Source organism: Nocardia sp. NPDC005825 (genome assembly GCF_040630175.1).
Lineage (GTDB): Bacteria > Actinomycetota > Actinomycetes > Mycobacteriales > Mycobacteriaceae > Nocardia.
Map to the genome: position 1 here is coordinate 31809 of NZ_JBEXXC010000001.1, position 25533 is coordinate 57341.

The 25533-nt window shown below is 69.0% G+C and carries 24 protein-coding genes; 14 read left to right on the top strand and 10 right to left on the bottom strand.

What is annotated here, in order from left to right; all coding sequences use genetic code 11:
- Window positions 1–24: 24 nt before the first annotated feature.
- The 3 genes from ABZ382_RS00155 to ABZ382_RS00165 form a co-directional block, all read right to left on the bottom strand.
- The gene (locus ABZ382_RS00155) at window positions 25–1008 is read right to left on the bottom strand and encodes a polyprenyl synthetase family protein (RefSeq protein WP_357081706.1); all 984 of its coding nucleotides are present in this window, start codon (window positions 1006–1008) and stop codon (window positions 25–27) included.
- A gap of 331 nt (window positions 1009–1339) precedes the next feature.
- The gene (locus ABZ382_RS00160) at window positions 1340–2320 is read right to left on the bottom strand and encodes a terpene synthase family protein (protein ID WP_357081708.1); all 981 of its coding nucleotides are present in this window, start codon (window positions 2318–2320) and stop codon (window positions 1340–1342) included.
- A 145-nt stretch (window positions 2321–2465) separates the two neighbouring features.
- Window positions 2466–3029 carry a helix-turn-helix domain-containing protein gene (locus ABZ382_RS00165; RefSeq protein WP_357081710.1) on the bottom strand — a complete coding sequence of 188 codons (564 nt, stop codon included), beginning with the start codon at window positions 3027–3029 and terminating at the stop codon, window positions 2466–2468.
- 72 nt (window positions 3030–3101) lie between these two features.
- On the opposite strand from ABZ382_RS00165, the gene ABZ382_RS00170 reads away from it, so the two are divergent.
- From ABZ382_RS00170 to ABZ382_RS00190, 5 genes are all read left to right on the top strand, one after another.
- Entirely contained in the window at window positions 3102–4322 is a 1221-nt protein-coding gene (locus ABZ382_RS00170; RefSeq protein ID WP_357081712.1) for an FAD-dependent monooxygenase, read from the top strand.
- A gap of 151 nt (window positions 4323–4473) precedes the next feature.
- Entirely contained in the window at window positions 4474–4923 is a 450-nt protein-coding gene (locus ABZ382_RS00175) for a nuclear transport factor 2 family protein (protein ID WP_357081714.1), read from the top strand.
- Window positions 4924–5125: 202 nt separating this feature from the next.
- On the top strand, window positions 5126–6343 hold the full coding sequence (locus tag ABZ382_RS00180; protein ID WP_357081716.1) for a transcriptional regulator: 1218 nt from the start codon (window positions 5126–5128) through the stop codon (window positions 6341–6343).
- 180 nt (window positions 6344–6523) lie between these two features.
- A complete protein-coding gene (locus ABZ382_RS00185) occupies window positions 6524–8041 on the top strand; it encodes an aldehyde dehydrogenase family protein (protein WP_357081718.1) in 1518 nt (505 codons plus the stop codon).
- Between the two features lie 13 nt (window positions 8042–8054).
- On the top strand, window positions 8055–8462 hold the full coding sequence (locus ABZ382_RS00190; RefSeq protein WP_357081720.1) for a DUF779 domain-containing protein: 408 nt from the start codon (window positions 8055–8057) through the stop codon (window positions 8460–8462).
- A 75-nt stretch (window positions 8463–8537) separates the two neighbouring features.
- Here the strand turns inward: ABZ382_RS00190 and ABZ382_RS00195 are convergent, their stop codons facing one another.
- Window positions 8538–10091: a succinic semialdehyde dehydrogenase gene (locus ABZ382_RS00195; protein WP_357081722.1), complete on the bottom strand. Its 1554-nt coding sequence runs from the start codon at window positions 10089–10091 to the stop codon at window positions 8538–8540.
- Window positions 10092–10258: 167 nt separating this feature from the next.
- Here ABZ382_RS00195 and ABZ382_RS00200 point away from each other — a divergent pair, with 167 nt between their 5' ends.
- The gene (locus ABZ382_RS00200; RefSeq protein WP_357081724.1) at window positions 10259–10933 is read left to right on the top strand and encodes a cupin domain-containing protein; all 675 of its coding nucleotides are present in this window, start codon (window positions 10259–10261) and stop codon (window positions 10931–10933) included.
- Between the two features lie 271 nt (window positions 10934–11204).
- Here ABZ382_RS00200 and ABZ382_RS00205 read toward each other — a convergent pair whose 3' ends face one another.
- The gene (locus tag ABZ382_RS00205; RefSeq protein WP_357081726.1) at window positions 11205–11693 is read right to left on the bottom strand and encodes a hypothetical protein; all 489 of its coding nucleotides are present in this window, start codon (window positions 11691–11693) and stop codon (window positions 11205–11207) included.
- Entirely contained in the window at window positions 11690–13189 is a 1500-nt protein-coding gene (locus tag ABZ382_RS00210; RefSeq protein ID WP_357081728.1) for an alkaline phosphatase, read from the bottom strand. Before ABZ382_RS00210 ends, ABZ382_RS00205 begins: the two co-directional genes overlap by 4 nt.
- A 242-nt stretch (window positions 13190–13431) precedes the next feature.
- On the opposite strand from ABZ382_RS00210, the gene ABZ382_RS00215 reads away from it, so the two are divergent.
- The 5 genes from ABZ382_RS00215 to ABZ382_RS00235 all read left to right on the top strand — a co-directional run bounded on the left by ABZ382_RS00215 (window position 13432) and on the right by ABZ382_RS00235 (window position 19649).
- On the top strand, window positions 13432–15411 hold the full coding sequence (locus tag ABZ382_RS00215) for a nitrate- and nitrite sensing domain-containing protein (RefSeq protein ID WP_357081730.1): 1980 nt from the start codon (window positions 13432–13434) through the stop codon (window positions 15409–15411).
- Between the two features lie 166 nt (window positions 15412–15577).
- Entirely contained in the window at window positions 15578–18301 is a 2724-nt protein-coding gene (locus tag ABZ382_RS00220) for a nitrate- and nitrite sensing domain-containing protein (RefSeq protein WP_357081732.1), read from the top strand.
- Entirely contained in the window at window positions 18279–18704 is a 426-nt protein-coding gene (locus tag ABZ382_RS00225) for a roadblock/LC7 domain-containing protein (RefSeq protein ID WP_040857697.1), read from the top strand. The genes ABZ382_RS00220 and ABZ382_RS00225 overlap by 23 nt, the downstream gene beginning before the upstream one ends.
- The gene (locus ABZ382_RS00230; RefSeq protein WP_357081734.1) at window positions 18701–19078 is read left to right on the top strand and encodes a DUF742 domain-containing protein; all 378 of its coding nucleotides are present in this window, start codon (window positions 18701–18703) and stop codon (window positions 19076–19078) included. The genes ABZ382_RS00225 and ABZ382_RS00230 overlap by 4 nt, the downstream gene beginning before the upstream one ends.
- On the top strand, window positions 19059–19649 hold the full coding sequence (locus tag ABZ382_RS00235) for an ATP/GTP-binding protein (RefSeq protein WP_357081736.1): 591 nt from the start codon (window positions 19059–19061) through the stop codon (window positions 19647–19649). The genes ABZ382_RS00230 and ABZ382_RS00235 overlap by 20 nt, the downstream gene beginning before the upstream one ends.
- 95 nt (window positions 19650–19744) lie before the next feature.
- Here the strand turns inward: ABZ382_RS00235 and mtnC are convergent, their stop codons facing one another.
- From mtnC to mtnA, 3 genes are read right to left on the bottom strand one after another with little or no spacing between them, the layout of a single operon-like run.
- Window positions 19745–20446: an acireductone synthase gene (gene mtnC, locus ABZ382_RS00240; RefSeq protein ID WP_357081738.1), complete on the bottom strand. Its 702-nt coding sequence runs from the start codon at window positions 20444–20446 to the stop codon at window positions 19745–19747.
- Window positions 20443–21021 (bottom strand): cupin, encoded by a 579-nt coding sequence (locus tag ABZ382_RS00245; RefSeq protein ID WP_357081740.1) that lies wholly within the window; start codon window positions 21019–21021, stop codon window positions 20443–20445. Before ABZ382_RS00245 ends, mtnC begins: the two co-directional genes overlap by 4 nt.
- Window positions 21022–21054: 33 nt before the next feature.
- Window positions 21055–22722: an S-methyl-5-thioribose-1-phosphate isomerase gene (gene mtnA, locus ABZ382_RS00250; protein WP_357081742.1), complete on the bottom strand. Its 1668-nt coding sequence runs from the start codon at window positions 22720–22722 to the stop codon at window positions 21055–21057.
- A 212-nt stretch (window positions 22723–22934) separates the two neighbouring features.
- On the opposite strand from mtnA, the gene ABZ382_RS00255 reads away from it, so the two are divergent.
- Entirely contained in the window at window positions 22935–23219 is a 285-nt protein-coding gene (locus ABZ382_RS00255) for a hypothetical protein (protein ID WP_357081744.1), read from the top strand.
- Complete coding sequence (locus ABZ382_RS00260; protein WP_357081746.1) at window positions 23216–23629, top strand: hypothetical protein; 414 nt, start codon at window positions 23216–23218, stop codon at window positions 23627–23629. The genes ABZ382_RS00255 and ABZ382_RS00260 overlap by 4 nt, the downstream gene beginning before the upstream one ends.
- Before the next feature lie 36 nt (window positions 23630–23665).
- Here the strand turns inward: ABZ382_RS00260 and ABZ382_RS00265 are convergent, their stop codons facing one another.
- Window positions 23666–24910, bottom strand: a complete 1245-nt coding sequence (locus ABZ382_RS00265) for a KasA/KasB family beta-ketoacyl-ACP synthase (RefSeq protein WP_357081748.1) — start codon at window positions 24908–24910, stop codon at window positions 23666–23668.
- A 39-nt stretch (window positions 24911–24949) separates the two neighbouring features.
- Between ABZ382_RS00265 and ABZ382_RS00270 the strand changes: the two genes are divergently transcribed.
- On the top strand, window positions 24950–25528 hold the full coding sequence (locus ABZ382_RS00270) for a TetR/AcrR family transcriptional regulator (RefSeq protein WP_357081750.1): 579 nt from the start codon (window positions 24950–24952) through the stop codon (window positions 25526–25528).
- Window positions 25529–25533 lie beyond the last annotated feature (5 nt).

The following is a 25533-nucleotide window of genomic DNA, read 5'->3' on the forward strand; positions in this document are numbered from 1 at the left end:
CCGCCCGCACGGCCCCACTCCGGATCAATGATCGCGATGGGCGACCAGCTGGGCCAATGCGGCCAGATCATCCGACACCAGATCACCGGGCAATGCCGCGAAAGCCGCTTCCAGCGCCGTCGACGCCCGCCGCAGCGTGCGCTGCTTGCCACCCGCCCGCTCGACCAGCTCCGCGGCGCGCGCCGCGCGTGCCGTGGTCAACGGATGGCGGGTGCGGTAGAGCCGAGCCAACTCTCGCCCCGCGGCCGTGCCCGATTCCAGTGCGCACACCACCGGGAACGACTGCTTGCGATGGATGAGATCGCTGTGCGCGGGTTTCCCGGTGACCTCGGGATCGCCCCAGATGTCGATGAAGTCGTCGACCAGCTGGAAGACCAGGCCCAGTTCCGCGCCGAAGGTGTGCATCGCCGCCACCACGCGCTCGTCGGCCCCGGCGCACAGCGCGCCCAGCGCGCAGGCGCAGCCGAGCAACGCGCCGGTCTTGCTGGCTGCCATGCCCAGGTACTCGTCGACGGTGACGGCGGTCCGGGTCTCGAAGTCGCAGTCCGCGTACTGCCCGTGGCACAGGTCGACCGTGGCCCGGGTCAAGCGGATGACCGCCTCCGCGGTGACCGTCTCCGGCACGCCGTCGCACAGCGCGCCTAGCGCCACCGCCTGCAGCGCGTCGCCGAGCAGGGTCGCGGTGGTCTCACCCCAGACCCGCCACACCGTGGGACGGCCGTGGCGGAAGGCATCGCTGTCCATCACGTCGTCGTGGACCAGCGAGAAGTTGTGCAGCAGTTCGACCGCGGCCGCCGCGTGCACCGACTTGCCCGGATCCCCGCCGCACGCGGTCGCGGCCGCGAAGGTGAGCGCCGGGCGCAGTGCCTTGCCCTGCACCCCGGTGACGGCCGCTCCCTCGGGATCGCACCAGCCGAAGTGGTACCCGGCCATCAGGTCCAGCGGCTCGGTCAGGCCACTGACCGCGGTCCGCAACACCGGGTCTATGGCCGCTCTGGCCTCGCTCAATTGTCTACGGGCTCTTCGCTCCGCGGTCGCGTCGAGTGGCCGCGTTATGGATTCGGCTGCCCGGGCACGGGATTCGTCGTGCCCGGCGTGGGCGGCCACGGCCGGGCGGGACAGCCCCCACCGGCGCTTGCCCTCCCCGTGCGCTCCCACGGTGAAACGGATCGGTTTCGACGCTCGCATAATCGGCCCCGCTCTCTCGGACACGGTTACCGCAGCCACCCGGTGGCAGCTGGGTAGCAATGCTCAGAAGAACCCCATAGTCCCATCGGAAACTGAAACCCGGGGGTTGCCTGCGAATTTCAGTTCGGCAACGGTGCGCGGTTGGGCGTGGTCAGGTCAGCGGCAACCCGTGTTCGAGCGCCTCGGCGGGCGCGCTGGTGTAGCGGGCGGCCTGGTAGTGGTAGTCGTGGTTGGCGCGCACGTAGACGGTGTAATTCGCGGCGGTGGCGAGGGCGTCGGCGCGTTCGCGGCCGGTGATGCCGGCGTCGTCGAGTTCGGTGGGCAGGCGTTCGACCGCGTCGGTCATGCGCGCCACGCACTCGGACAGCATGCCGTTCACCAGTTGCCGGGCCTGAGCTCGATCGTGGCCGTGGTGATACTGCGCCAGCAGCACCGAGTTGTACAGATAGCCGGACGCCTCATCGGAGGCGACCGACAGCACGTCGTTGAACAGGCCCATGTGCTCGACGGCCGCGGCGCGCAGACTACGCATGGCGGGCAGATGCCGGGTCGCCGGACTCAGGTCGACGCCCTCGGCGCGCTCGCTGATATCGAGGAACACGAACAGCGCCACGCCGTCTCGCCGATGTGCGCGGTAGTCCTCGAGGTCGGGGAGATTGCCGGAGAGCCGTCCCACGCTCTCGGCGTAATAGGTCCACAGCCAGTCCCGGATCTCGCCGCGCACGCTCTCCCGCCACGCCGGGGACCGGCCGTGGCACAGCCGTTCCCACAGTTCGGCGAACGCGATCGCGAGCACGCCGGACGGCTTGTCGACACCGTCCAGTACGGCTTCGATGGCGAGGATCGCCGCCAAACACCGCTGCGGCTCGGGGATTTCGATATCGAACTGGTCGTCCACGATGAAGGCCCACGCGGTGTACTGGCTCAGCAGCGTGAGCTCCTCGACGCCCGCGCGCGGGCACCACAGCGCGTACATACGGGCCGGTCGGGTCCGTTCCATGCGCCGTCGAGTGGGCTCGGTCGGCACCAGTGAGTAGGCTTCCAGCCAGGCCCACATTCCCGCTTCCGCCTGCGGCTCCGCGGGATTGAGCCCCGCCGGGTCGAACGGCATGAAGACTTCGAGAGCTTCCATACGAAACTGCCTACCCCCCAACTGATTACCTGAGGACATCGTAACGATAACGGCATTTCGGACGTTTGCACTCGCATCTGGAATCCCAGTCATTAGGAATCTGCGGGCCGCCTGACCTCGCGCGGCCCTCCCACGATCCGTTCAGCTACTCGGGCGTGGCGTCGCGAACCCCGGTGATCCGCCGCAGCCCCTCCGCGAGTTCGCTTCCGCTGGGCGCGGTCTCGCCGTCGATCAGCGATTGCGCGGCGATCCCGATGAGCAGTGCCTGGTACAGCGCGCCGACCGACCGTCCGGCATCGTCCCCCGCGTCGCCCTCGAACAATCGGGCCAGTCCCGTCCGAGCGTCCTCCGTCCGCTCCGCCAGCTGGGCCCGGGTCTCCGGATGCGAGAGCGCGTCGAAGGTCGCGGCCCAGAGCCCGCGATCGGCCGTCACCGATTCGCGAATGGCATCCCAGTGGGAGGCGAAGCGCCGCAGAGGATCCGGACTCGGGTCCGCCGCCGTCACCGTCCGCGCCAACCGATCTCCCCACTCCTCGGTGGCCTCGGCCAGCGCGGCCGTGAGCAGCGCTTCCTTGGATCCGAAGTGGTAGCCGATGGCCGCCATGCTCACCCCCGAAGCGGTGGCGATGTCGCGCACGGTGGTCCGGGCATAGCCCTTGTCGAACAGGCACTGTCGCGCACCGGCGAGCAGATCCTCACGGTTTCCCATGCCCACACTCTAGCGCAATCGCCTGAGACAAACGTCTTGCGCATTTGCCCAAATCGGATCTATGGTCGAGACATGCGGCAGATGAGCACCAAGAACGTCCTGATCTCCGGCGCGAGCATCGCGGGGCCCGCCCTCGCGTTCTGGCTGCGGCGCTACGGATTCGAACCGACCGTGGTCGAGAAGGCGCCGGCCCTGCGTCCGGGCGGCCAGGCCATCGATGTCCTGGGCAGCGCCACCGAGGTGGTCCGGCGCATGGGTCTGCTCGAGCAGGTCCACGCGCGCAGCACGGGTAAGCGCGGAACCTCGTATGTCGACTCCGAAGGGAAGGCTCGCGCCTCCATCTCCAGCGAGGTGTTCAACGGGGTCGGGGCCCATGGCGACACCGAGATTCAGCGCGGCGATCTGGCCGAGGTTCTCTACGAGGCGACCCGTGAGAATGTGGAATACCTGTTCGGCGACTCCATCGCCGCGTTGCGTGAGGACGAATCAGGCGTGCACGTGACGTTCGAGCACTCCCCCGCCCGCACGTTCGATCTGGTCATCGGCGCGGACGGCGTCCATTCCCACACCCGCAAACTGGTTTTCGGCCCGGAATCGGAATTTCTCCGCCACATGGGCTACTACATTTCGATCTTCACGACCCCGAACCTGCTGAATCTGGATCACTGGGAACTGGACCACAACACGCCCGGCAAGATCGCGGGCTCCTACAGTGCCCGTGAGAACACCGAGGCCAAAGCGATTTTCGCGTGGGCGTCCGATCCCCTCGACTACGACTACCGCGACACCGACGCCCAACGGCGCATTCTCACCGAGACCTTCGCCGACCAGAGCTGGGAAGTGCCGCGCCTGCTCGCGGAACTGCCGAACGCCCAGGACTTCTACTTCGACGCCATGGCGCAGATCCGCATGGACCGGTGGTCGAAGGGCCGGATCGCGCTGGTCGGGGACGCCGGATACTGCGCGTCCCCGCTGTCGGGCCAGGGCGCGGACCTGTCGCTGGTCGGAGCGTATGTACTGGCCGGTGAATTGGCCGCGGCCGCGGGCGATCACCGGGTCGCCTTCGCCCGCTACGAGGCGGAGCTGCGGCCGATGGTGGACGCCTGTCAGAAATTCGCCGAGGGCGTGGGCGGCTGGTACGCCCCGAACAGCAAGGCGATGATCGCGTTCCGCAATCTGAACGTGCGCCTGCTCCCCTACCTGCCCTGGCGCGGACTGATCGGCGGCGCCCCGCAGAAGGTGGCGCGGACCATTGCGGTCAAGGATTACCGGATCGGGGACCCCGTGGCCTGACCTGGGTGCCGTGAGTGGCCGATGTGCGTCGCGACCGTGAACGAGATCAATTGCATCCCCTCGTCTTTCGGAAATGGCAAGATCAACGACGACCCTGGGCGTACGGTGGCCCACCGTCCCTGAAGAGTTATCGGCCATACCCGGAGGCAGCATGTTGTCCCTGCAGGAGATTTCGGATCGCATGGAAATAGAGGACCTCATGGTCCGCTATTCCCACGCCGTGGACACCCACCAGTGGGACATGCTGGACGAGATCTTCACCCCGGACGCCCACATCGATTACACCGCCATGGGCGGCCCGGCCGGTGACGTGGAATCCACCAAGAAGTTCCTCGCCACGGTCATGCCGAACTTCTCGGCGTTCCAACACATGATCAGCAATTCCTCCATCCGCGTCGAAGGCGACAACGCCACCGCGCGGACCATGTGCCACAACCCGATGATGGTCGGCGCCGCCGACGGCGAACGCCGGCTGATGCTGTGCGGCCTCTGGTACCACGACACCTTCGTGCGGGTCGACGGCGAGTGGCGGATCAAGCAGCGCGTCGAGGAGAAGAGCTACATGTTCGTGGCCGCGGACGCGGTGCCGCCCGCCAGCTGAACCTCCTGGTGGAGTCCGTTTCCCCATTGGCGTCATGCCTAGGGAACGGCACTTCGAACCCGGTGGGCCGCCACCGGCGAAGGCTGCGAAGCGACGCCGGACGATTTACTCCGCGGACTGCGGCGAATGCGGCCCGCGCGGTGCGACCGCGCGCCATCATGGGATATCGCTCGGTCCGGAGGCACCGCGAGGAGTTTGCGCCATGACACAGCTGCCCGCCGCGTCGCATCAGCGTGCGGAGTTGGAGAAGGCCTGGGAGCGCTGGACCACGTCCACCCCGGGCCATCCGCCCGGCGCCCAGGTGGCGTTGCGCGGCGAGGTGGCCGCGTCGTGGGAGCGGTCGCTGCGCACGGTGGATCCGACGCGGGCCGTGGCCCCGGGGACCGACCGCGACGAACTGGGTTCGCGCTGGGCCGAATCTCCGCTGCGCACCCCGGTCACCGAGATGGCGGGCGAGCTGCGTGCGCTGACCGAGGACTCGGGCATGATCGCGGTGGTCACCGACGAGGCCGGGACCGTGCTCTTCAGTTGCGGCGACCGGTCGGTGCGGCGGCGGGCCGAATCGGTGAACCTCGCCCCCGGCGGCTGCTGGGACGAGCCCTATATGGGGACCAGCGGCATCGCGCTGTCCCTGCACAGTGGTCGACCCTCCCAGGTGTGGGCCGCCGAGCATCTGGTCGAGGCGCTGCACGGCTGGGTCTGCTACTGCGCGCCGATCCGCGCTGCCGACGGCCGCCAATTGGGCGTGCTCGATCTGTCGACGTACTGGGACCGCTCGCATCCGCTGATCCTCACCACCGTCCGAGCCCTGGTGACCGCCATCGAATCCCGAGTGCACGCCGAACAGCGACGCCCCGTGGCCACGCCCCGCCTCGAAGCGCTGGGTGTCCCCCGGCTGTATCAGCAGGGCCGCCAGGTGCCGATGCGGCCGCGGCAGCTCGAGATCCTGACCCTGCTGGCGCTCGAACCCGAGGGCTTCACCCCGGAACGCTTGCACGAGGCCATCTATGGCGACCGGTCGGTGTCGTCGAGCACGCTCAAATCCGACGTCTCCCGGCTGCGCGCCGCCACCGACGGCCGCATCGCCGACCGCCGCTACATGCTCACCGAACCCCTCGCCTGCGACGCTGTCGAACTGCTGGCCGCGCTCGAGGCGGGCGACCTGACCACGGCGGTGCGGCTGTATCGCGGTCCACTGCTGCCGGATTCGGATGTCCCGGGCATCGTGCAGTGGCGCGAGCACCTCGACGTCTGCCTGCGCACGGCCGTGCTGGCCGACCACAATCCCGAGCACGCCCTGCGTTTCGGCCAGCGCTGCCCCGACGACATCGAGATCCACGAGCACGCCCTGCGCCTGCTCCCCCACGGCGACAGCCGCCGCGCGCTGGCGACCGCGCGTCTGCACACCGCGCTGCGCTAGCGGCACCGCATCGAGTGCAAGGTTGCACAGCGTGTCTCGCATCCGAAATGTCCGGTACCGCAGCTGATTCCGCAGGTACAGACGCGGCAACGTTCCGCCAACCCGGCGCCAACCACCCGCCAACCTTCGCGGTTCATAGTGGCCCCCGTCACCGCAGATAATGCGATCAGGAGCCGCGCCATGATCTTCGCCAAACCAGGCACAGAAGGCAGCATCGTCAGCTTCAACCGCCGCTATGACAACTTCATCGGTGGTGAGTGGAAAGCGCCGATCGAGGGCCGATACTTCGAGAATCCCTCCCCGATCGACGGCGAGACCTTTTGTGAAGTAGCGCGTTCCAGCGCGGCGGACATCGACATGGCCCTGGAAGCCGCGCACCGGGCGGCCGAATCCTGGGGTGCCACCTCGGTGACGGAGCGTGCCAACATCCTCAACAAGATCGCCGACCGGATCGAGGCGAACCTGGAGCGCCTCGCCGTCGCCGAAACCTGGGAGAACGGCAAGCCGGTCCGCGAAACCCTCGCCGCCGACCTGCCTTTGACGGTCGACCACTTCCGCTACTTCGCCGGCGCGGTCCGAGCGCAGGAGGGCCACCTCTCCCAGATCGACGCCGACACCGTCGCCTATCACTTCCAGGAACCCCTCGGCGTGGTCGGGCAGATCATCCCGTGGAACTTCCCGATCCTGATGGCCGCCTGGAAGCTGGCGCCCGCGCTGGCCGCCGGCAACTGCGTCGTCATCAAGCCCGCCGAGCAGACGCCCGCATCGTTGCTGCTGGTGATCGAGCTCATCGCGGACCTGCTGCCGCCCGGAGTCGTCAACGTGGTCAACGGTTTCGGCGTGGAGGCGGGCAAGCCGCTGGCGTCGAGCCCGCGCGTGGCCAAGGTCGCCTTCACCGGCGAGACCACCACCGGGCGGCTGATCATGCAGTACGCCAGCGAGAACATCATCCCGGTGACCCTGGAGCTGGGCGGCAAGAGCCCCAATATCTTCTTCCCCGACGTGCTTTCGGCCGACGACGACTTCCTCGACAAGGCCGTCGAGGGTTTCGTGATGTTCGCGCTGAACCAGGGCGAAGTGTGCACCTGCCCGTCCCGGGCGCTCATCCATTCGTCGATCTACGACGAGTTCATGGCCCGCTGCATCGAGCGGACCAAGGCCATCAAGGGCGGCAATCCGCTCGACGACGCGACCATGATCGGCGCGCAGGCCAGCAACGACCAGTACGAGAAGATCCTCTCCTACATCGATATCGGCCGTCAGGAGGGCGCGAAAGTGCTCACCGGCGGCGAGATGCGCAAGGTGGAGGGTTTCCCCAATGGGTACTACATCGAGCCGACGATCTTCGAGGGCCGCAATGACATGCGGATCTTCCAGGAAGAGATCTTCGGACCGGTGGTAGCGGTGGCCCGCTTCGACAACGAGGTCGAAGCGGTAACCATCGCCAACGACACGCTCTACGGCCTCGGCGCCGGCGTGTGGAGCCGCGACGGCGGCATCGCCTACCGGGTGGGCCGGGCATTGAAAGCCGGTCGGGTGTGGACGAACTGCTACCACGCCTATCCCGCGCACGCGGCCTTCGGTGGCTACAAGAAGTCCGGCATCGGCCGCGAGAACCATCGCATGATGCTCGACCACTACCAGCAGACGAAAAACCTGCTCGTGTCCTATTCCCCGAAGAAACTCGGATTCTTCTGAACCGGGGGGCGATATGACGGCGGGTCCGGTATCCCGGGTGACCATCACCGAGGCCGCGGCGGAGGTGCTGCAACGGCTCATCGACCACAACGGCCCGGTGATGTTCCATCAGTCGGGCGGCTGCTGCGACGGCAGCTCCCCGATGTGCTACCCCCTGGGCGAATTCCGGGTGGGCGCGGCCGATGTACTACTCGGCCGCGTCTTCCCGGACACGTCGTTCTGGATGAGCGCCGACCAGTTCGAATATTGGCGCCACACCCACCTCACCGTCGACGTGGTCCCCGGCCGCGGCGGCGGCTTCTCCCTCGAAGCGCCCGAGGGCGTCCGATTCGTCATCCGGTCACGCCTGTTCACCGATGCCGAGACAGCGGTGCTGGAAGCGGCTCCCGCCCCGCTCCGCGGCAACGAACTGGCCGGATGAAGGAGGGTGGCGCGGCCGGTTTCTCCGGGTCGGCCGCGCCACCGTACAACCTGTTGTAGCCCTGTGGTTCCCGGGTCAGCGGCCGGGGAGGAAGCGGAGGCTGCGGGCGATTGTCATGAGGAAGGGCTGCCACGTGTCCTGGGGGACGAAGGGCGGGGCGTCCAGGTTCAGGAAGCGGGTGACCACGATGGACTGGGGTTCGGTGAACTTCAGGAGGCCGTCGGGGCCGTGGCGGCGGCCGACGCCGGAGATGCCCATGCCGCCCATGGGGGCGCCGGTGGAGCCCCAGGCGGGGGCGTAGCCCTCGTCGACATTGACTGTGCCGGCGTGCAATTGCTCGGCGATGCGCTCGCCCTCGGCCTTGCTGCCCGCCCAGACGCTGGCATTGAGACCGTACTCGGTGTCGTTGGCCCGGGCGATGGCCTCGTCGACCGAGTCCACCGGGTAGATGGAGACCAGGGGGCCGAAGGTTTCGTTGCGGCCGCACTCCATGGCGTCGGTGACCTCGGACAGCACCGTCGGCTCGAAGAACAGCGGGCCCAGGTCGGGGCGGGGGTTGCCGCCCGCGAGCACCTTCGCGCCCTTGGAGACCGCGTCGGCGACGTGCTTGGTGACCGTCTCCAGCTGCGATTCGGAGATCAGGCTGCCGATGTCCTTCGAGAAGTCGTACGCCGCACCGAGTTTCGCGGCCCGGACCGCGGCGGTGAACTTCTCGGTGAACTGCTCGGCGACCGCGCGCTCGACGTACATGCGCTCGATGGAGATGCACAGCTGGCCCGCGTTGGAGAAGCAGGCGCGCACCGCGGCCTTGGCGGCCTTGTCCAGGTCGGCGCCGCGCGTGATGATCATCGGGTTCTTGCCGCCGAGTTCGGCGGAGAAGCCGATGAGGCGGCGGCCGCACTGCTCGGCCAGGGTGCGGCCGGTGGCGGAGGAGCCGGTGAACATCAGATAGTCGCAGTCGTCGACGATGGCCGTGCCGACCACCGTGCCGGGACCGGTGACCACGGCGAACAGATCCGCGGGCAGCCCGGCCCGGGCGAACAGCTCGGCATTGGCCAGCGCCGAGTACGGGGTCTGGCTGTCGGGCTTGACCACCACCGCGTTCCCGGCCAGCAGTGCCGGAATCGAGTCGCCGACCGCGAGCAGCATCGGGTAGTTCCAGGGTGCGATCACCCCGACGACGCCCTTGGGCACCGGGCGTACCGAGGCCCGGTTCAGGACCGGGAACGCGCCCGGCACGCTCTGGGCGGCCAGTAGTTTCGGCGCGACCCGGGAGAAGTAGCGGGCCGCGAGGAACAGGCCCATCACCTCCTCCTGCGCCGCCCAGCGTGCCTTGCCGGTCTCGGCCTGGATGACGTCCATCAGGTATTCGCGGTTCTCGATCACCAGCGCGCGGTAGCGGTCCAGCACCTCGGCCCGCTGTTTGGGGGTGCGCCCGGCCCAGTCCGCCTGCGCGGCGCGGGCTTTGGCGATGGCGGTGGCGACATCGGCGGCGGTGCCGACCGGCACCTCGCCCAGGGTGTCACCGGTGAACACCTCGGTGATCGCTCGGGTCGCGTGGTCCTGCGTGGTATCCACGGCCGCGAACGAGCGCAGCCGTTCGAACACCGCGGCAGCCGGCACCGGCATCATCGCCTCCTACTTGTGAGTAACTTCGGGATACACACAATCTACCCCCTGACCTCGGTGCGGGGCCCGGACTGGGAAATCTGGTGATTGCCACAAAATTGCCAATTCGCCTGGCGATCCGAGAGTAATGTTCTCGGCGGGGTGCCCTTTTCGAAGGAGTGCCCACAATGACCAAGTTCGTTCAGACGATCGAGTTCACGACCACTCACATCGATGAGTTCAACGAGAAACTCGACGCGTGGCTCACCGCGACGGCGGGCAAGCGCACAGCTGTCCGCGGTCTCGAGGCCAAGGATCGCGATCACCCGAACACCTATATGCAGATGGTCGAGTTCCCCTCCTACGAAGAGGCGATGAAGAACTCCGACCTGCCCGAGACCACCCGCTTCGCCGAGGAGATCGCCGCACTGTGCGACGGCCCCGCGGTCTTCCACAACCTGGATCTGCTGCGCGAGGACAATATGGCCGACGGCCAGGGCCGCAATATGGTCGTGCGCAGCCTCGACACTCCGGACGAAACCCGCCCCTTCGAGGCGGGAATGGGCCGGATGGACCTGATCGAGACGCCGTTCGGCGCGCTCGGCCGCGCGGTCTTCGAACCGGGCTGGCGCTGGTCCACCCACGTCAAGCCGATCGCGGGCACCGACACCTGTCAGGCCATGCACGTCGGCTACTGCATCTCGGGCCGGCTGCGGATCCGGATGGACGACGGCGTGGAATCCGAGATCGGCCCCGGTGACTACCTGTTCTGCCCGGCCGGTCACGACGCCTGGGTCCTGGGCGACGAGCCGTGCGTGATGCTCGATTGGGCCGGTGCGGCCCAGTATGCGAAACGCACCTGACGACAAGCACATCGGTGACCGCCCGGTGGTGGGCGAATGCGGCACTCCGTCTCGGACGGAGTGCCGCATTTATTTTGTCCGTATTGCCGGAATTCCAGAATTTTGCTGTGAATTCTGTAACCGATCGTGATCGGCGAGCGAAGAAACAGCCAGTACTACCCCGGGCAGGGAATCTCCCGCCGGTGAAGGCAGCACCGGCGGGTCGGGCCCCGATCCCGCGCACGTACGAGGGGTGCGTGCGCGGGATCACCGAACGACGTGCGGCCCAACCTTATTCGTTCACCAGCACCGGAATCGACAGCACCGCCGCCGAGACCGGGGCATCGGCCGGAGCCGACACGATGGTGAACGGAATGCCGTTCACACTGGGTACGTGCGACCCGCCACCGGTGGGTTCCTCGTCGGCGTGCTGGAACATCCCCGTACCGACCAGTCGGCCATTGGCGTCGTAGAACGCCGCACTCACCTCCAGCGCCAGTACATCGCTGACATCGGAGGTGATCGCCAGAGTGCCACGCACGGACGACCCTTCGAGGCGGGTGCCGCTGAGCCGCACCCGGTCGGTGAACGGCCCGGCCGCCAGGCGCACTTCCCCCGCCGGGATCGCGAGCGTCGCGGCCGGCGGCTCGGTCGTGCGCGGGGCGGCCACCGGAGCGGCCGCGGGCGCCGGACTCGCGGGCTGCGGCGCGGAGGAACATCCCGTGCCCAGGCCCGCCACCGCCAGCAGACCCGCGATCATCGCTCCGGTTCGCCGCGTCACGGCAGCAGCGCCTTGTGCATCTTGGTGTACAGCGAGGTGTTGTCCTGGCTGGTCGCGAACACCTGCGCGCCCGGGCCGTAGGCGTAGATCTGCACGTCGGCGCCAGTGTGGTTGCCCGACAGGTAGGTCAGCCACAGGCTCGCCTCGGGCGTGCCGTCCTTCACCTCGGCCGGGTCGTCGGGCGTGCGGAAGGTAGCGGGGGCGAAGTTGCGCGGATCCTGTTGTCCCGCACCGTTGACCAGGCCGGGCGAGCGGACCGGGTCCTTCACGTTGTCCTTGCCGTCACGGCCGGGCTTGCTGTTGTTGGCCGGGTTGGTGGCGTCCACGTTCGTCGGCGGCGCGACGGCCTCGGCGTTGGTGAAGGTGTTCTTCTCGATGATGTTGAAGCCCGCGCACTCGTGGTCGGCGGTCACGATCACCATGGTGTGCCCGTCCTTCTTGGCGAAGTCCATGGCGGCGGCGACGGCGTCGTCGAACGCCTTGACCTCGTCGAGGGTCTGGGCGGCGTCGTTGGCGTGCGAGCGCTTGTCGATGAGCGCGCCCTCGATCTGGAGCAGGAAGCCCTTGCCCTTGCGCGCCGACAGCAGGTCGATCGCCTTGGTGGTCATGTCCTTGAGCGTCGGCTCCTGCTTCTGCGGAGCCGAATCCGGCAGCGCGTTACGCGCATTGGTGACGGTCATGTTCCCGCGGTTGAACAGGCCGATCACCTTCTGCCCGGTCACCGACTTCAGGTCGGCGGCGGTGGCCACCTTCTGGCTCTCGGCGGTCTGCGCCTTCAGCGCGGGATCGCCCATGGAGCCGAGCACCTGATAGCCGTTGTCCAGCATGGCCTTCTGGTCATCGGGCTCGAAGCGGGCCAGGCCGCCGCCGAAGATGATGTCGGCGGTGTTGTTGCGCGCGATCTGCTCGGCGATCGGGGTGACCAGCGTCTTGTCCGCCGGCTGCGCCTCGTAGCTGCCGTCGGCCTTCTTGGGCAGGCAGGTCGAATCGCTGAAGGTGGGGCCCTGGCAGCCGCGCAGCAGCGCGTGGCTGAACATGCCCGCCGGGGTGGCGTCGGTGATCTCGGCGGTGCTGACATTGCCGGTCGCGAAGCCCGCGGCCTTGGCCTGCTCCATGAGCGTCGGCACCGACTTGCCGTAGGCGTCCACGCCGATGGCGGCGTTGTAGGTCTTCACGCCCGACGACCACGCGGTGGCCGCGGACGCGGAGTCGGTCACCAGCGACGGCTTGGCGCTGTTCGGCTCCACCGCGTAGGTCGCGACCGCGCCCACATACGGCAGCTTCTCGAGCTGCAACTGCCCGCCCGCGCCCTCGAACCGCTGGCGCGCGGCGGTGACATGGGTGCGCCCCATACCGTCACCGAGCAGGTAGATGATGTTGTGGACCTCGTTGTCGCCCTTGCTGTCCGACCCGCATCCGGCGACCAGCGTCGCGGCCGCCGCCGCGGCGGTCGCCGTCGCGATCGCGACCGACCACGCGCGTTTCCTGTGCTGCACTTCGTCTCCTCCGTCGTCGCGTCCCCCGAGGTCCGGCGGCGCGGCCCGCGAATCCGGGCGCGGCTGAAGCTAGTGCTGCCGGTTTGCTGGTTTCCGACTCGCAGAAATCTCACAGTTGGCTCGCAGGTTAACGGATGCCCCGCGGCCAGGGCCTACGGGACGCGCCGGAGCGCTGTCAAACACCATCCCGCACAAAAGGACTCGCGCCGACGGCGGATCCGACGCCCGGCTACGTTGCGGCGATGCATTTCCCGAAGCTCGGCGTCCGGACTCGCATTCTGGCCATCGCACTGGTCCCGAGTCTGGCGCTGGCGGTCAGTGGCAACAGTGCCGCCGGTGTTCTGGTGGACCGCGCTTCGCGTGCTCGAACGTGGGCCGGTGAGATGCAGGCCGGCATCGCGCCCACGCGCGAGCTGATCGAGGCGGTGCAGGCCGAGCGGCAGCTCACATTGTGGCGGCTGGCCGGGGTGGATGTCGAGGTGCGGCAGCTGACCACCGCGCGGCAGCGACTCGATACCGCGGTGCGGTTGCTCGCGCCGGCACAGTCGGAGTTGTCGCGGATCGGGCCCGATTCCATGGGGCAGGCCACGACGGCGCTGGGGCAAACGAGTAAGCAGCTGGCGGGGATTCGGTCCGGGATCGACGCGGGCACCGTGTCCCCGGCGGACGCTTACGCCTTCTACAACCGCATCCCGCAGTCGGTGATGGCGGGTGTGGAGGTCGCGCAACGCACCGCCCCGGACTCGGCCACCGCCGTGGAGCTCACACAGGCCTCGGAGGTGCTGCACTGTCTGGAGGCGATGAGCCGCGCCAACGCGCTCGCGGTGTCGCTGCTCGACGGGAACCATCTGTCCCCCGAGCTCGGGGCCGAATATCTCAGCCTGGTCGGCTATTACCGCACCGGGGTCGCCGCCATCGTGGCGGCGCCCGACGAGGCTCAGGCCGCCGCGGCGCGCGCCCTGGTGTGGAGCGCCGCCTGGCTGCACCTGGGCCAGGTGGAACCGGTGCTGGCCCAGCGCACGCTGGCCGTGCCGGAGGGGTCGGCCAAACGGTCCGCGCCGCAACCGCTTCCGGTCCCGGTCGACCAGTGGCAGCGCAGCGCCGCGGAGGTGGCCCACAGGCTGGCTGAGCTCTGGCAGGCCGAGAACAACGAGGCCCAGCGGCTGGCGGTGGCCGCGGCCTCCGACACCACCCGAAAATCCGTATGGGCCGGGGCGGGCATGGTGGGGCTCGGCGCGATCTCGATCCTGGTCGCGCTGGCGCTGGCCAACCAGATCATCCGCAGACTGCGGCGGCTGCGGGACCGCACCCTCGCGCTCGCCGACGACGAACTGCCCGAGACCATGCGACGCCTCGCCGCGAGCGAGCACCTCGAGATCGAGGCCGCCGCACCGGTCCTCGACTTCGGCCACGACGAGATCGGGCAGGTGGCGCGGGCGTTCGGGCACGCGCACGCCGCGGCCGTCGGCGCGGCGCTCACCGAGGCCCGCACCCGCGAGGGCGTGAAGTCGGTGTTCCTCAATATCGCGCACCGCAGCCAGGTCGTGGTGCACCGCCAGTTGGAGATCCTCGACGCCGCGCAGGCGCGACAGGAGAATCCGGCGCTGCTGGACATCTACTTCCGCCTCGACCACCTGGCCACCCGGGAACGCCGCAATGCCGAGAACTTGATCATCCTGGCGGGCGGACGCCCCGGCCGGCAGTGGCGCAACCCGGTTCCCCTGCTCGAACTGGCGCGTTCCGCCGCCGGGGAGACCGCCGACTACCAGCGGGTTCGAATCGGCCGTCTGCCAGCGGTTTTCCTGGTCGGTGCGGCGGTCGCCGATGTGGTGCACCTGCTGGCCGAGCTGGTCGACAACGCCGCCTCCTTCTCCCCGCCGCAGTCCTGGGTGGAGATCACCGGCACGGCGGTGGCCCGCGGCGTGGTCGTGGAGATCAGCGATCAGGGCATGGGCATGCCCGCCGAGGACCTGGACCGCCGCAACGAGCTGCTGAGCGCCGCACCGGACTTCGCGGTCACCCGGCTGTCCGAGGACTCGCGGCTGGGCCTGTTCGTGGTGTCCCGGCTGGCCGCCCGCCACGGCATCTCGGTGCGTTTGTCCGATTCCGATCATGGCGGCGTCCGCGCGATCGTGTTGCTGCCCACGGTCCTGATCGAGCGCGAACCGCCGGACGCCACGCCGGATTCGTCCCATGCCGTCGATTCGCGGCGACACGCCTGAGCGGCGCGAATCGTCCTGTGCCGCCATCTATTAGGGTAGCTGCTAGATTGCTGTCCGACGGCTTCGAATGCGATGCACCGGCATGCATGACCCGGGCTGTCAAACGCACTCCCGCCCAACGGGATCGATGCGGCATATGTGACCTACGTCCCGTTACCTTTGCCCGATGTTCAGAGCAAGGCTCGGGGTCCGCACCCGCGTGCTTGCCATCGCACTCGTCCCGAGCCTGGCGCTGCTCGCGATCGGCGTGGGTGGCGCGGGATACCTGGTGGTCGAGAGCAAGCAGGCGCGGGAATGGGCGGACGCGTTGTCCGCGGCCGGAGCGCCCACCGGAGAATTGATCGCCGCGGTCGAGCAGGAGCGCCAGCTCTCGCTGGCGCAGATGGCCGGTGGCGACGACGCCAACCCGAAGGCCCTCGCGCAGGCGCGAACCCGGCTCGACAACGCGTTGCTGGGGATGGCGCCGGTATCGGCGTCCATGCGCGAATCCGGTCCGGAATCGGTCACCGGAGACGTCGGCGGGTTCCTGACCCTCACCCGCCAGCTGGCCGGACTGCGCACCGGGATCGACACCAACGGCGTGTCGGTGTCGGACACGTACTACTTCTACGGCAAAGTGCTCGAGTTCATCTGGATCGGCACTCGCATCGTCGCCGACCGCGCGCCCAACGCCGCGGTCGCCATGGAGATGATCAACGGCCTGCAGATCGTGCAGTCCGCCGAAATGCTCTCCCGCGAGGCCGCTGTGGCCGAGGTGCTGCTCTCGGGCGGTGCGCTGCCGCCCGAGCTGGCCATCGAGTTCTCGCGTGTGGCAGGCACCTACCGCGTCAACCTCGGCGTGCTCGCCGGTGGTGACGGCGGCGCCGGCAATGCCGACATGCAGGCCCTGATGAACGATCCGGACTGGACGAAGGTCGTCATGATGGAGAACGTCCTGCTTTCGCGGGCTCTCGATCCCATGACGCTGCCTCCGGTCAAGCCCGGCACTCCCCCGGTGGTCGCGCCGCTGACCTTCACCCCGCAGGAATGGCGGGACACGGTGTCGCGCCTCAACGCCCAGGTCCTGAAGCTGTGGGACAAGAACAGCAAGCACAACGAGCGGGCCGCGGCCGAGGTCGCCGACACCGACGCCCGGAACTCCGCACTCGTCGGTGGCGCCATGGTGGCGGTATCGGCGCTGGCCTTCCTGGTCTCGCTCATCCTCGCCAACCGGATCATCCGCCGCCTCAAGGGCTTGCGCAACGAGACGCTGGTGCTCGCCGACGAGCGGCTGCCCGAGATCATGGCCAAGCTGCGCGACGGCCGTCCGCTGGACCCGGCCGACGAGAAGGCGATCCTGGACTTCGGCCACGACGAGATCGGCCAGGTGGCCAAGGCGTTCACCCACGCCCACGCCGCCGCCGTGTCGGCCGCCATCACCGAGGCTCGCACCCGTGAGGGCGTCAAGGCGATGTTCCTCAATATCGCCCACCGCAGCCAGGTCATCGTGCACCGCCAGCTGGAGATCCTCGACGCCGCGGAGTCGCAGCAGGAGGATCCGGCGCTGCTGGACATCTACTTCCGCCTCGACCACCTCGCCACCCGCGAACGCCGCAACGCCGAGAACCTGATCATTCTCGCGGGCGGTCAGCCTGGCAGGCAGTGGCGAAACCCGGTGCAGCTGCTCGAGATCGTGCGCTCCAGCGTCGGCGAGACCGCGGACTACACCCGCGTCAAGATCGCCCGCCTGCCCGAGGTGTCGATCGTCGGCAGCGCGGTGGCCGACCTCGTGCACCTGCTCGCCGAGCTGGTCGACAACGCCGCCCACTTCTCGCCGCCGCAGTCGCAGGTCGAGGTGCGCGGCAACGTGGTCGGCAAGGGCGTCGCCATCGAGATCATCGACCAGGGCATGGGTATGCCCGAGGAAGAGCTCGCGCGGATCAACGAGGTGCTGCGCGAGGCCCCGGATTTCGGTGTCGCCATGCTGCCCGACGACTTCCGCCTCGGCCGCTTCGTGGTCGCCCAGCTGGCATCGCGCCACGGAATCACGGTGCGCCTCACCGAATCCGACTACGGCGGCGTGCGCGCCATCGTGCTGGTGCCCACCATTCTGACCGTGCAGGCCTCCGGCCGCACCGGTGAGATCCCGGTGGCGCCGCGTCAGCTCGAGACGGGCGGGCTGTCCGCCGCGTCGGCCGCGGTGGCGGCGCTGCCGCAGCTGCCCGCTGCCCCGGCGGTCCCGCCGTCGATGACCTCGAGCTACGACCTGCCGCTGCTGAACTACGATGCGCCGCTGACGACTCCGCCCGAGGCGCCGGTCGCCCCGGCCGAGCCGGAACCGGAGCCTTTCGGTCCATCGACGGGCTCGTTCGCCCCGTCGGCCGGATCCTTCGGTCCGACAACGGGTTCCTTCACCCCGCCGACGAGTTCGTTCGCCCCGCCCACCAGCACCTTCGGCCCCACGACGGACTCGGCCGTGCCACCGGTCATGTCCTTCGGCGCGGCGACGCCGTTCGACCCGCCCACCTCGCCGCCGCGGCCCGAACCGCCGCAGCAGCCGCGACTGGACCTGCAGAACGGCGCGGTCCCGCCGTCCGAAAACGGCTTCCGTGCTCGCGAACACGATCGGTCCCATTACACTGGCTCCGACGCCCGGCCCGCGCTTCCGCGACGGCACCGGCAGGCAAGTCTCGCACCGGAATTGGCGAAGGAGCAGTCGACCCCCGAGTCGGCGGTCCAGGCCACCCGCACGGCCGAGCAGGCCCGAGACCTTTTCTCCGCCATCGAAAACGGAACCAGGCAGGGCCGGCAGGCCGATCCCGGTTCGTTCGGGCCTGAGTCCCAGGCCTTCTTCGAAGGCACCCAGCAGGAACGACAGGAAGGCGACGGTGACCACCTCAAACGCTGGTGATCTCAACTGGCTACTCGATGATCTGGTCGACCGGCTAGCGGGCGTCCGTCACGCGGTGGTGCACTCCACCGACGGACTGCTGCTGGGCCGCTCATCCGCCATGAGCCGCGAGGACGCGGAGCACTTCGGTGCCATGTCCTCCACCCTCTACGGGCTGGCACGCAGCGCCGGTGGCCGCTTCGACGGCGGTGGCGTCCGCCAGGCGGTCATCGAACTCGAGCGGGCGGTGCTGTTCGTGACCGCCGCCGGCAGCCATGCCTGCCTCGCGCTACAGGCCACCGAACAGGCCAACCTGGGCATGGTCGCCTACGAGATGAACCTGACCGTGCAGCGGGTCGGCAACTACCTGTCCACCACACCGCGCCACAACCTGGCCGGACAAGGCAATCCGCGGCTGTCATGAGCGCGGGGCCGGGGGAACAGTGGTTCGATGACGCGGCCGGTCCGCTCGTGCGTCCCTACGCACGGACCGGTGGCCGAACCATGGGCGCGGGGCACGATCTGGACATGCTGACGGTGGTGGTGGTGCCGAACGCGGCCCCACCGCTGCGGCGTGCCGAGCCGGAATACACGGAAATCGTGCGGTTGTGCCGGCTTCCGCTGACCGTGGCCGAGGTCTCGGCCGCACTGCGGTTGCCATTGGCGGTGACGAAGATTCTGGTGGGGGACCTGATTTCCGACAACATCCTCAAGTTCCGGGCCCCGGCCTCCCCCGAAGCCGCACCCGGTGACCTCAACATTCTGCGAGCGGTACTCGATGGCATCCGAAAACTTTGATTCCGCCGCGCCCATGGCCGCCTCGGTGAAGATTCTCATCGCGGGCGGTTTCGGCGTGGGCAAGACCACGATGGTCGGGGCGATCAGTGAGATCACTCCGCTGCGCACCGAAGAACTCATCACCGAGTTGTCCGCGGGCGTAGACGATCTGCGCGGGGTGGAGGGCAAGACCACCACCACGGTCGCGCTCGACTTCGGCCGTATCACGATCGACCAGAACCTGGTCCTCTACCTGTTCGGCACCCCCGGACAGGATCGCTTCTGGTTCCTGTGGGACGAGCTGGCCCGCGGCGCCCTGGGCGCGGTCGTGCTGGCCGACACCCGCCGGCTCGAGGGCTCGTTCGCGGCGATCGACTTCTTCGAGCGTCGCGGCGTAGCCTTCACGGTGGCCGTGAACTGCTTCGAGGGCGCACCGCTCTACACCCCGGCCGAGGTGCGCGACGCCCTCGACCTGGACGAGCGAATCCCGGTGCTGCTCTGTGACGCTCGTGATCGCGGCTCGGCCAAGAACGTGCTGATGACGCTCGTCGAGTACCTCATCGAGCGGGCCGCCACCGCCGGGGTGCGCTGAGCGGTTCTTCGGCGAAGACGGATCGAGCCCGTCCGGCGTGTGCCGGGCGGGCTCGATTTCGGTCGTGGCCTGCGTCAATGCCGTTGCGGCGCCGCTCAGTTGGGGGCGACGTCCGCGAAATCGCTGATCCAGCGGTGCGGGCCGCGCGGGCTGTTCGGCTCGCCCGGGCGGGTCACGCCGACGGCCTGCCAGCCCGCGGCCGCCGCCGCGTCCACCTCGTCCGGGTGATCGGACAGGAACAGGATCTGTTCGGCCGGAACGCCGATGGCGCTCGCGATCTTCTCGTAGGACGCGGCCTCGCGCTTCGGTCCCGCGGTCGACAGGTCGAAATGCCCGCTGATGAGCGGGGACAGATCGCCGCCGCGCGCGAATTCGAACCAATCCTTCTGATTGCGCACCGAACCCGACGAATAGATGTAGAGCTCCAGCCCCGCGTCACGCCAGGCCCGCAGCACCGGGGCGACGTCGGGGAAGAATTCGCCGTGCAGCGCGCCGTTGCGGAACCCCTCGGCGCAGATGATGCCCTGGGCGGCCTTGAGCGGCTCGGACTTCACATCGGTGTTGAGCCACTCGATGAGAATCCGGGCCACCTCGGCGACGTCGGCGTCCGGGCGGTCCGCCTGAGCGCGGGTGGCCTCGATGATGGGATCGGCTTCGCCGCCGAAGCGCTGGGAGGTGGAGCGGTTTTCGGCCAGCCAGCCCGGGAGCCGTTCCCGGGTGTAGCCGTAGAGCTCCTCCCGCACCGAACTGGTCGGGCTGGTAGTCCCCTCGATATCGAGCACGACCGCCTTGATCATGCCGGGGCCAGCAATTCGTCCAGGGTCGGGAAGCCCGCGGAGATCTTGTCGCCGCTGAAATCGCCGATCCAGCCGTCCTCTTCCTCGAAGAACCGCACGGCCACGAACTCCGGGCGGGTGCCCATGTCGAACCAGTGCAGCGTGCCCGCGGGCACCGACACCAGATCGCCCGCGGTGCACACCGTCGCCAGCACCTCGTTGCCCAGGTGCAGGTAGAAGCAGCCGGCGCCGGCGGCGAAGAACCGGACCTCGTCCTCGGCGTGCCGATGCTCGTCGAGGAACTTGGTGCGCGCGGCGACCGCCTTGGCGGGCCACTCCGGGTCGGCGTCGTCGGGATGGATGCGCGCCACGTCGATGAACTTGTAGCGGCCGTCGGCGTTCAATTCGTCGATGCGGCCCTGGTATTCGGCCAGCAGCTGCTCGGTCGTGGTAGCGGCGCTGAAGCCCTCCAGCAGCGGCCAGCGCTCGAAGGTGATGCCGCGCTTGCCCAGTTCGGCGGCGATCACCGCGTCGTCATCGGTGCGCAGGACGACCTCACCGGCGTCGGTGTCGGACATGATCTGCAACAGGGTCATCGAAGGTTCCCTTCTCGGAACGCGGTATTCGTTTCACACATGGTCGCGCACCGGGAGCTCCTGGTGCCCGGTCAGAGTGGTCAGTTCGCACATCGCCTCGAGGCATTCGGCGCGGTCGCGGGCCTGCGCCAGCGACGCGCCCCAGGTGGTGATGCCGTGCCCGGCGATGAACAGCACCGGCGGGGCCTCCGGGTGCTCGGTCAGATACTTCTCGATGTCCGCGCCGATCCGCGGCACATCCGCGTGATTCGGGAAAACCGGGATGTCGATGAGATCCGGGCGGGCCGAGCCCAGGCCCTTGATCAGCTCGTATCCGGCGAAACGTGCGGTGGTGACGCCGTTCCCGCCGGTCCGGATCGACACGGCCGTGGCGTGCGGCGGGTGCACGTGCACGACGGCGTCCGCGCCGCGGGTGCGGTAGACGGCGGTATGGATCGTGGTCTCCGCCGACGGCTTCCGGCCGGAGTCGTCCACAGGCCGGGAGTCGACCACGGCGACCGTGACCACGTCCGAGGCGGTGAGTTCGCCCTTGGACAGCCCGCTCGCGGTGATGACGGCCGTATCGCCCTGGCGCACAGAGATATTGCCCGCGGTGCCCGGCATCCAGCCGCTCGCGTACAGGCCGCGCGCGATGTCCGCGATCTCGGTTCCGGCGGCGTCGGCCGATCCCGGCGTGGTCGTCGCACCGGCGGAGGTGCGGGCGGTGGCCGGGTCCTCGAGCACGCCGAACTCGGTGACCACGGCGGTGACCAGCTCGGCCGGGGTGACGTCGAAGGCCGGATTGAAGGTGGCCGTGCCCTCGGGAGCCGTTGCGACACCGCCGAATCCGGTCACCTCGGCGGCCGCGCGCTGCTCCACCACGATGTCGGAGCCGCGCGCCGTGGAGATGTCGCGCGTCGACTCCGGCGCGACCACGATGAACGGAATGCCGTGGTGCGCGGCCGCGATGGCCAGCATGTAGGTGCCGATCTTGTTGGCCACCGCCCCGTCGGCGGTGATCCGGTCCGCGCCCACGACCACCGCGTCCACGCCCTCGGTGGCCATGGCCCAGGCCGCCGCCGAATCGATGGTGAGCCGGTGCGGGATCCCGGCCTCGGCCATCTCCCACGCGGTCAGGCGCGCGCCCTGCAACAGCGGGCGGGTCTCGTCGACGATCACCTCCGCCAGCGCGCCGCGCTGATGCAGCACCCGCAGCGCGCCGATGGCGGTTCCCCACGCGGTGGTGGCCAAGCGACCGGTATTGCAGTGGGTGAGCAGCCGCAGCGGGCGGTCCCCGCACAGCCGCTGGATCAGATCGGCGGCCTCGGTGGCGGCGGCCAGATTCACCCGGCCGTCCTCGGCCAGCAGCTCCAGCGCCTCCGCCTCGAGGGCCTCGATGCCGCCGGCCAGCTTGGTCAGCGTCCGCTGCACACCCCACGCCAGATTCACCGCGGTCGGGCGGGCGTCCGCGATGCGGGCGGCCTCGGCCTCGACCAGCGCTTCGTCGAGGACGCCGTCGGTGGTGGCGGCCCGGGCCGCGATCACCACACCGAACGCCCCGCACACGCCGATGGCGGGCGCCCCGCGCACGGCCAGCGTCTTGATGGCGTCGATGACCTCGTCGACCGTCGTGAGCCGCAGCTCCCGCACCTGGTGCGGCAGGGCTCGCTGGTCGATGGTGACCACGGCACCGTCGGCCCACACGATCGAACTCTGATCCATCGAGTTATGTCCTCTTGACTGGAGATTTGCGGCGATGCCCACGGCGGTGGGCACACTCCACCGTATCGAACCCGCCCCCGTGCCTGACCGGCAGGTTTCCGATCAGGCCGATCCGAATAGCCCGATTTCGTGCGGGATTGCGCCCCTGCGGTTCCGGTGCTCGGCGCGGTGTCAGCTTTTGCCCGCCGCGCATACCGCTTTACTATCGCGGTATGGCGAGACCGCGTCGCACCCGCAAGATAACCGTGACGATGCCCGAGGAGATCGCCGCCACTCTCGATGACTGGCGCAGCTCCGGACGCATCGCCTCGATCTCCGCGTTCGTCGCCGAGTCGGTGAAGGCGCGCGTCGACCGCGCCGACTCACTGGCCCGCCTGGAGAACGCGCTCGGCGGCCGCCCGCCGCTGGATCTGATCAATCGCGCCCGGGCGGTGCAGGGGTTGCCACCTTTATCCGATGACGAGGAGGCCCCCGGCGATCACGCCGGCGCGGCATGAGCCCCGCCGCCCCGACCCTGGGCGGCGTCGTCTTCGACACCGCCGCGCTGACCGCCTGGGCCCACCGCGTGGCCTACGTGCAATCGGTGGTGTGGGCCACCGCGGACGCCGGGCACACCATCATCGTCCCGGCCACCGCGCTGGCCGCCGCCCGCGCCCTGATCCCGCCCGGCCGCTGGGACATCCTCACGGTGCTGCTGGACCTGCCCAATACCGTCATCCAGCCGCTGGACCGTCCCGCCAGCGATCAACTGGGCGACACCCTGGCCGATCGGCCCGACGCCGACGCCCTCATCCCCGCCGGGCACGCCACTCTCGAAGCGGTGAGCCGGGATTGGCCGTGCCTGACCGACCGGCCCGACACCCTGCGCAAACTGGACCCGCGCGTCCAGACCGACAAACTGCCCTGACCTGCCCGAATCGTATTGTGCCGAGCGAATTTCCGCTCAGGCGGGCGCGAGGGCCAGCGTGACGTTGTGGCCGCCGAAGCCGAACGAATTGCTCAGGGCGTACCGCAGCCGCTGCTCGCGCGGCTTGTCGGCGACCATGTCGAGCTCGATCCCCGGGTCCGGATTCTCGAAATTCAATGTGGGCGGCACGATCTGCTCAGCCAGGGTGCGTAGCGTGAGGATCGCCTCCAGCGCGCCGACCGCCCCGATCGAATGTCCTAGTGCCGATTTGGGCGCGTACACCGACGCGTGCGGCGTCACCGCCATGACGGCCTTGGCCTCCGAGGCGTCACCGACCGGAGTGCCGGTGGCATGCGCGTCGACGTGGTCGACGTCCGCGCCCGTCAGCCCCGCCGTCGCGAGCGCCTTGCGCATGGCGCGGGCCGCACCGTCGCCGTCGGGCGAGGTTCCGGTGATGTGATAACCGTCCGAGGTGATGCCCGCGCCCAGTACCCGGCCGAGCACCCGCGCACCCCGCGCCCGCGCGTGCTCGGCCGACTCCAGCACCAGCAGCGCCCCCGCCTCGCCGAAGACGAAGCCGTCCCGGTCCCGGTCGAAAGGCCGTGAGGCGCGCTCGGGTTCGTCATTGCGGGTGCTCATGGCCCGCATCATGGCGAAACTGGCGATCGGGACCGCGTCGATATGGCCCTCCACGCCGCCCGCGACCGCCACGTCCGCCTCACCGGTGGCGATCAGCCGCCACGCGTGGGCGATGGCCTCCGCGCCCGACGCACACGCCGAAACCGGCGCGTACACACCGCCTTTCGCGCCGATCTCCAGACCGACGGTGGCGGCCGGTCCGTTCGGCATGACCATCGGCACCGTCATGGGCGGCACCTTCCGGTAGCCCCCGGACTTCATCAGGTCCACGGCATTGATGAGGGCCTCCCCGCCGCCGAGTCCAGTACCCACGGCGACGGCCAGTCGTTCCGGCTCGGCCTCCGGTGTCCCCGCGTCCTGCCACACCTGCCGTCCCAGCACCAGCGCCAGCTGCTGCACGAACGACATCCGCCGCTGCTCGATCCGGGTCAACCGCTCCCCCGGCTGTGTCACCAGCCGTCCGCCGATCCGCACCGGCAGCTGATTCTCGGTGACGAAATCGTCGGTGAGCGTGCCGATCCCGCTGTCCCCCGCCAGCAGCCGCGACCAGGTGGTGTCGAGGTCGGCGCCCAGACAGGTGGTCGCCGCCATCGCCGTCACCACCACATCCCGTCGAGTTTCTGTACCAATCGTTACACTCATGGAGACATGAATACCTGTAGCACCCGCTACAGTCAACCGGTGCCCCGCCCACTCGACCACGCCCGCCGCGCCCAGCTCCTCGAAGGCGTCATCGCCTACATCGCCGACCACGGCCTCACCGAACTCTCGCTGCGCCCCCTGGCCGAATACCTGGGCACCAGCTCCCGCATGCTCATCCACTACTTCGGCACCAAGGAGGCGATGTTGATCGCCGCCTTGGAATCCCACCGCCCCGACATCGGCGCGATGTTCTCCGGCATCGACGACACCGCCACCCTCGCCACCCGCCTCACCAGCTCCTTCGACCGCAATACCGCCGGAGACAGCGCGGTGAGCCTGCGCGCCCTGCTCCAAGTCCTCGGCGCCGCAACGGTTCCCGGGAGCCCCTTCCGGCCCTACGCGACCGACGCGATCACCGCGCTGGTCACCCCGATGGCCGAGTCCCTGCACCGCATCGACCCGACCCTGCCCGACCCCGAAGCCTCGGCGACACTGCTCGTTTCGGGTATCCGCGGCCTCATCATGGATTGGTGGATCACCGGTGACACCGACCGCGTCGAACGCGCTGTCGCCCTCCTCGTAGCCGGGGTGGTGGCGCGGCCGACTGCCGGACGCTGAGAAGT